The sequence below is a fragment of the Paracoccus bogoriensis genome, assembly GCF_019431455.1.
Lineage (GTDB): Bacteria > Pseudomonadota > Alphaproteobacteria > Rhodobacterales > Rhodobacteraceae > Paracoccus > Paracoccus bogoriensis.
In genome coordinates, this window is the sequence record NZ_JAHYSR010000012.1 from 97912 (window position 1) to 104683 (window position 6772).

Here is a 6772-nt window from a genome sequence, read left to right on the forward strand (position 1 = left end):
CGGTTGTAGCTCAGTTGGTTAGAGTACCGGCCTGTCACGCCGGGGGTCGCGGGTTCGAGCCCCGTCAACCGCGCCACTTCTTCCCGCCAGATATCCCCGATCCTGACATTCCCCTTGGTCGCCAAAGCCGCTATTGGGGGCGCGAATGTCTTATCGGAGGATGCGATGACGGATATGGTCCAGGCCCGGCAATTGATAGAAGCCCTTGGCACGGCTGCCCGCGAGGCGGCGGTGGTTCTGGCCCAGACCCCAGCCCCCGGGAAAGAGGCCGCGCTGATCGCCGCCGCCGATGCCGTCACCGCCCAGCAGGACGCGATCCTGCGCGCGAACGAGGCCGATCTGGCCCATGGCCGCGACAAGGGCCTGTCGGATGCGATGCTGGACCGGCTGCGACTGGACGCACCGCGTCTGGAGGCGATCGCGAAAAGCCTGCGCGAGGTCGCAAGCCAGCCCGACCCGGTGGGGCAGGTCATCGCCGAATGGGACCGGCCCACGGGGTTGCATATCCGCCGCGTCCGCACGCCCATCGGCGTGATCGGGGTGATCTATGAAAGCCGCCCCAACGTGACCGCCGATGCGGGCGCGCTGGCGCTGAAATCCGGGAATGCGGTGATTCTGCGCGGCGGGTCGGAAAGCCTGCAATCCAGCGCGGCGATCCATGCCTGCATGGTTCATGGACTGCGCGCCGCGGGCCTGCCCGAAACGGCGATCCAGATGGTGCCCACGCGCGACCGCGCGGCGGTCAGCGCCATGCTGGGCGCGCAGGGGCTGATCGACGTGATCATCCCGCGCGGCGGCAAGGGGCTTGTGGGCCTTGTCCAGTCCGAGGCGCGGGTGCCGGTCTTTGCCCATCTGGAAGGCATCTGCCACATCTATGTCGATGGCGCCGCCGACCCCGAAAAGGCGCGGCGCGTGGTGCTGAACGCCAAGACCCGGCGCACCGGCATATGCGGCGCGGCCGAATGCCTGCTGATCGACCGCGCCTATCTGGCGCGGCATGGCCACCATCTGATCCGCGACCTGATCGCGGTCGGCGTCGAGGTTCGGGCCGAGGGCGAATTGCAGATCGACGGCACGATTCCCGCGCAACCCGACGATTTCGGACGCGAGTTTCTGGACATGATCATCGCCGCGCGTCCCGTGGACGGGATCGAGCAGGCCATCGCCCATATCCGCCGCCACGGCAGCCAGCATACCGAATCGGTCATTACCGAGGATCAGTCCGTGGCCGACCGCTTCTTTGCCGGTCTGGACAGCGCGATCCTGATGCACAACGCCTCGACCCAGTTCGCGGATGGGGGCGAATTCGGGATGGGCGCGGAAATCGGCATCGCCACCGGCAAGATGCATGCGCGCGGCCCTGTGGGGGCCGAACAGCTGACCAGCTTCAAGTATCTGGTCACCGGCGACGGCACCATCCGCGCCTGAGCCGCGTCAAAAGACGATCTCGGCACCCCTCTCGTCGATCTCGGCCCGCAGGTTCCGGCCTGCGGCGCCCGCGGCCTCGGACAGCAGGGGGAACTGCACCTCGGATGGCTGGGGCGCGCGGGCTGTGCCCGTGCCGGTCAGCCAGGCCCACAGATCCGCATCAATCCGTGTCCGATCGCATTCCGCCACGATCCGCCAGCCCGGCACGACCCGCAGCGCCAGAACCTGCCCGCCCCAGGGCATGGCCGTTTCCAGGCACATCAGCGCCAGCAGCAGCATCCGCACCTCGGTTCGCGCGAAATCGCCGTTTGCATCCAGCGTGACCGCCAGCCGGCCCGACCCGGTGGCGCCCTCGACCAGCCGCTTCAGATCGGCCAGGCTCACCCGCTGATCGCCTGCCGCCAGCCCAAAGGCCATCCGATAGGCCTGGATGCGCGACCGGGCCGAGGCGACCGCATCCGCGATCAACATCATTTCCGGGCTGTCGCCCAGGCCGGGGAAATCGGGCGACATCTGCAACAGCTCGACCCCGTTGCCGATCGCGCCAAGCGGCGAGACCAGATCATGGCAGAGCCGCGCGCCCACCAGCCCGGCCAGGTCCGCCGAAGCCATCCTGTTTGACCGCGCGTTCATGTCTGATACCCTGCGTTGGCCAAACAAGGGGACGAGGCCGTGAACGACATTCTGGAACCCGGCATGATCGTGCGCCACCCCCAAGCCCCCGAATGGGGCGAGGGGCAGGTCCAGTCGCGCATCGGCGACCGCATCACGGTGAATTTCGCCGAAGCGGGCAAGCAGGTGATCGACGGGCGGCGCGTCGTGCTGGAAATTGTGCGGTTCAACGACATGTAATCCTATGTGATCGTCGGGATCGTTCGAGCCGATTTTGCAACCCAAGGTTGATCTTCGCAAGCCCCTCCTGTCTCATCGCGGCAAGTTCTGTTGCAATGGGGGGCCGCTTTACCTAGAACCGCCCGCAAGCAGCCAAGACCGTCCCCGAAACAGACCGGACCTGCCCGTGAACCGTGCCGAACCCGCCTTTTTCCAGATCCGTCTGGCCAAGACGCCGCAAGACTTGCTGGCAGCCCAGCGCCTGCGCTATCGCGTCTTTATCGAGGAACTGGGCGGCGACGGCGCGCTGGTCGATCACGACCGGCGGCTGGAGCGTGACGAATTCGACCCGGTCGTCGATCATCTCTGCCTGATCGACACCCGCCGCGACGCCGAGGCGCTGGATCATGTCGTCGGCGTCTATCGGCTGCTGCCGGGCGACCGGGCCGCGGCATTCGGGCGCTTCTATTGCGACGGCGAATATGACCTGTCGCCTTTGCGCGCATCGGGGCGGCCAGTGCTGGAACTGGGCCGGTCCTGCGTCGATCCCGAACAGCGGGGCGGGGCGGCGATGTTCCTGATGTGGAACGCGCTGGCCGATTACGTGCTGGACCACGGGATCGAGATCCTTTTCGGCGTGGCCAGCTTTCACGGCACCGACATCCCGATGCTGGCGCCCTCGCTGGCCTGGCTGCACCACCACCATCTGGCGCCCGCCGATCTGCGCCCCGTTGCCCGCCCCGCAGGCTATCAGCGCATGGACCTGATCCCCCCCGAGCGGCTGGACCGGCGCGAGGCGATGCTGGGTATGCCCGCGCTGATCAAGGCCTATCTGCGCCTTGGCGGCACGGTGGGCGAGGGGGCCTTCATCGACCGCGACTTCAACACGACCGATGTGTTCGTGATGATGGACACCGCCGCCATGTCCTCGAAGCACCGCGAATTCTACGAAAGCCGCCGGCAGACCGCATGAGCAACGCCGCCCCGCCGATCCCGACCTCGGCCACCCGCGAGGCGACATGGCGCGAGGGGGTGCCGCCGCCTCTGCCCGGCGCGCAGGGCGCGGGGGATTGGTGGCGCGTGATCCGGCGCGGCCTGCCCGCCATCCTGATCCTTCTGCTGGGCGTCCTGCTGATCCTGCCCCTGCGCGGGGTGGAACGCCTCTTGCACGGCCCCCGCCGCCCCTGGACGGGGCCGCATGTGCAGATCGTCTGCCGCCTTGTCCTGGCGGTCATCGGCATCGGCTGGCAGTGCCATGGCCGCGTCATGAGCCAGCCCGGCGCGATTGTCGCCAATCATTCAAGCTGGCTCGACATCCTGGTGATGAACGCCGCTGCCCCGGTCTTTTTCGTCAGCAAGGCCGAGGTGGCGGGCTGGCCCGGCATCAACGTCCTGACCCGCGTGACGAACACCCATTTCATCACCCGCGACCCGCGCCTGGCCCGCCAGCAGGCGCAGGAATTCAGCGACCGGCTGCGCGCGGGCCACAGGCTTCTGTTCTTCCCCGAGGGCACATCGACCGATGGCCGCCGGGTTCTGCCCTTCAAGCCGACGCTGTTCCAGGCCTTTCTGGACGAGGGCCTGCCCGCCGATCTGGCGATCCAGCCCATGAGCGTGGCCTATCACGCCCCCGAAGGCCGCGATCCGCGTTTCTACGGCTGGTGGTCGGATATGGAGCTTGGCCCGCATCTGCTGACCGTGCTGGCCGCGCCCCGGCAGGGCCGCGTGACCGTCAGGCTTCACCCGCCGGTCCCCGTCGCGGGCGAGACGCGCAAGACCCTGGCGCAAAAGACGCAGGAAGCCGTGCGCGCGGGGTTGGGCTCTGATATCCTGATCTGATCCGCCGCGCCCTTTGCCGCGCGTCCGACAGGCAGGAGAGATGATGACCCGCTTCGCCGCGCCCATCGCCGAACAGATCTGGGACATGAAATACCGGCTGAAGGACGCCCAGGGCCGCCCCCTTGAAGCCAGCGTCGAGGACAGCTGGCGCCGCGTCGCCCGCGACCTGGCCCGGATCGAGGCAGACCCCGCTCTGTGGGAGGGCCGCTTCTACGGCGCACTCGAGGATTTCCGCTTCCTGCCCGCAGGCCGCATCCTTGCCGGGGCGGGGACGGGTCGGTCGGTCACTCTGTTCAACTGCTTCGTCATGGGCACCATTCCCGACAGCATGGCGGGCATCTTCGAGGCGCTGAAAGAGGCCGCGCTGACCATGCAGCAAGGCGGCGGGATCGGCTATGATTTCTCGACCATCCGGCCGCGTGGCGCGCCCGTGGCAGGGGTGGGGGCGGATGCCTCGGGGCCGCTGTCCTTCATGGATGTCTGGGACGCGATGTGCCGCACGATCATGTCGGCGGGTTCGCGGCGCGGCGCGATGATGGCGACAATGCGCTGTGACCACCCCGACATCCTGGATTTCATCGCCGCCAAGGCCGACAGCGCCAGGCTGCGGATGTTCAACCTGTCGGTCCTTGTCACCGACCCGTTCATGCAGGCGGTGCAGGCGGACGGGACGTGGGATCTGGTCTTTGGCGGCCGGGTCTTCCGCACCGTGCAGGCGCGCGATCTCTGGGACCGGATCATGCGCGCAACCTATGATTATGCCGAACCGGGCGTTATCTTCATCGACCGCATCAACGCCCAGAACAACCTGCATTATGCCGAGACCATCGCCGCGACGAATCCGTGCGGCGAACAGCCTCTGCCGCCCTATGGCGCCTGCCTTCTGGGATCGCTCAATCTGGCGCGTCTGGTCCGTGCGCCCTTCGCGCCGGACGCGGCGCTGGACCTCGACGCGCTGGACGATCTGGTCCGCGTGGCGGTGCGGATGATGGACAATGTCGTCGATGCCTCGCGCTTTCCCTTGCCCCAGCAGGCGGCCGAGGCGCAGGCCAAGCGCCGCATCGGGCTGGGCGTGACGGGTCTGGCCGATGCGCTGGCGATGCTGGGCCTGCGCTACGGCGCCCCCGACGCGGTCGAGACGACGCGCGGCTGGATGAAGGCCATCGCGCGGGCGGCCTATCTGGCCTCGGTCGATCTGGCGCGCGAAAAGGGGCCTTTCCCGCTGTTTCAGGCGGATGCCTTCCTGGCTTCGGGCTTCATGGCGCGGATGGATGCGGATGTCCGGCAGGCCGTCGCCGAACACGGCATCCGCAATGCGCTTCTGACCTCGATCGCGCCGACCGGGACGATCAGCCTCTATGCGGGCAACGTATCCTCGGGGATCGAGCCGGTCTTTGCCCACACCTATCTCCGCAAGGTGCTGCAAAAGGACGGCACCAGGACCGAGGAAGAGGTCGTCGATTACGCCGTCCGCCTGTGGCGCGACCTGCATGGCGACGCGCCCTTGCCCGATCATTTCGTCGATGCCCAGACCCTTGCCCCGCGCGACCATGTGGCGATGCAGGCGGCGGCGCAGGAATGGGTGGACAGCTCGATTTCCAAGACGATCAACTGCCCCGAGAATATCGGCTTCGACGCCTTCAAGGACGTTTATCTGACCGCCTGGGATCTGGGCTGCAAGGGCTGCACGACCTATCGTCCGAATGCGGTGACCGGCAGCGTCCTGTCGGTCGCGCCGACCCCCGCCGCGCCCCCCAATCCCGGCGATGCCGCCCTGGGCGAACCCCTGGCCCGCCCTCCCGCGCTGGAGGGCGCAACCTACAAGCTGAAATGGCCTGGCTCGGCCCATGCCATCTATATCACGATCAATGACATCTTTCAGGACGGTCAGCGCCGCCCCTTCGAAATCTTCATCAATTCCAAGAACATGGAGCATTTCGCCTGGACGGTGGCGCTGACGCGGATGATCTCGGCCGTGTTTCGGCGCGGTGGCGATGTGAGCTTCGTGGTCGAGGAGCTCAAGGCCGTCTTCGATCCGCGCGGGGGCGCCTGGATGGGTGGGCGCTATGTTCCCTCGATCCTCGCGGCGATCGGCGGTGTGATCGAGCGCCACATGATCGCCACAGGTTTTCTGACGGGCGAGGGGCTGGGCCTGAAGGCCGATCCGCGCGGGACCGAAAGCCCGGACAATCCGCCCCCGCGGTCCTGCCCCTCGTGCGGCCAGTCCGGGATGCGGATGGTCGAGGGCTGCCTGACCTGCCCTCATTGCGGCCACTCGAAATGCGGCTGACCTTGCGACGCCGTCGTCGTTGGCCTGACAGCCAAAGGTTGTCCTTTTGCCGCCCGTGATGTTCCCTGCCGCAGGCATGACTTTTCCGCCGGGTGAAAGCTGGACATTTCACAAGATGCGGTCCTGCGGAGTTCGACAGCTAATCGCGCAAGTGATTGATATTGTTGACGCCAGACTGACATTTTTGTGACGATATCCGGGGTCAGGCGGGTTTATGACCTGCCCCCAAGAATCCGGGCCATTCAAAAGGAGAGTTTGTTCTTGTAACGTTCGTGAGAACAAGGAGAACAGACGATGCGCAAATCACGTTTTACCGAAGAACAGATTGTCGGGGTTTTGCAGGGGTATGGTTCAAGCGTTAAGCGATTGATCCGGGGGATCAAT

Annotated in this window: 6 protein-coding genes; 5 read left to right on the plus strand and 1 reads right to left on the minus strand. The window is 66.6% G+C overall.

Going from position 1 to position 6772, the window contains the following annotated elements; translation table 11 throughout:
- The first annotated feature begins 165 nt into the window (after window positions 1–165).
- On the plus strand, window positions 166–1428 hold the full coding sequence (locus KY389_RS08040; RefSeq protein WP_219830379.1) for a glutamate-5-semialdehyde dehydrogenase: 1263 nt from the start codon (window positions 166–168) through the stop codon (window positions 1426–1428).
- Window positions 1429–1434: 6 nt separating this feature from the next.
- Here KY389_RS08040 and KY389_RS08045 read toward each other — a convergent pair whose 3' ends face one another.
- Window positions 1435–2061: a histidine phosphotransferase family protein gene (locus KY389_RS08045; RefSeq protein ID WP_219830380.1), complete on the minus strand. Its 627-nt coding sequence runs from the start codon at window positions 2059–2061 to the stop codon at window positions 1435–1437.
- 39 nt (window positions 2062–2100) lie between these two features.
- On the opposite strand from KY389_RS08045, the gene KY389_RS08050 reads away from it, so the two are divergent.
- The 4 genes from KY389_RS08050 to KY389_RS08065 all read left to right on the plus strand — a co-directional run bounded on the left by KY389_RS08050 (window position 2101) and on the right by KY389_RS08065 (window position 6388).
- Window positions 2101–2280 (plus strand): DUF3553 domain-containing protein, encoded by a 180-nt coding sequence (locus tag KY389_RS08050; RefSeq protein ID WP_219830381.1) that lies wholly within the window; start codon window positions 2101–2103, stop codon window positions 2278–2280.
- A 166-nt stretch (window positions 2281–2446) separates the two neighbouring features.
- Entirely contained in the window at window positions 2447–3232 is a 786-nt protein-coding gene (olsB, locus tag KY389_RS08055) for an L-ornithine N(alpha)-acyltransferase (RefSeq protein WP_219830382.1), read from the plus strand.
- A complete protein-coding gene (gene olsA / locus KY389_RS08060) occupies window positions 3229–4098 on the plus strand; it encodes a lyso-ornithine lipid O-acyltransferase (RefSeq protein WP_219830383.1) in 870 nt (289 codons plus the stop codon). The genes olsB and olsA overlap by 4 nt, the downstream gene beginning before the upstream one ends.
- A gap of 43 nt (window positions 4099–4141) precedes the next feature.
- Window positions 4142–6388, plus strand: a complete 2247-nt coding sequence (locus KY389_RS08065) for an adenosylcobalamin-dependent ribonucleoside-diphosphate reductase (RefSeq protein ID WP_219830384.1) — start codon at window positions 4142–4144, stop codon at window positions 6386–6388.
- The last annotated feature ends 384 nt before the right edge of the window (window positions 6389–6772 follow it).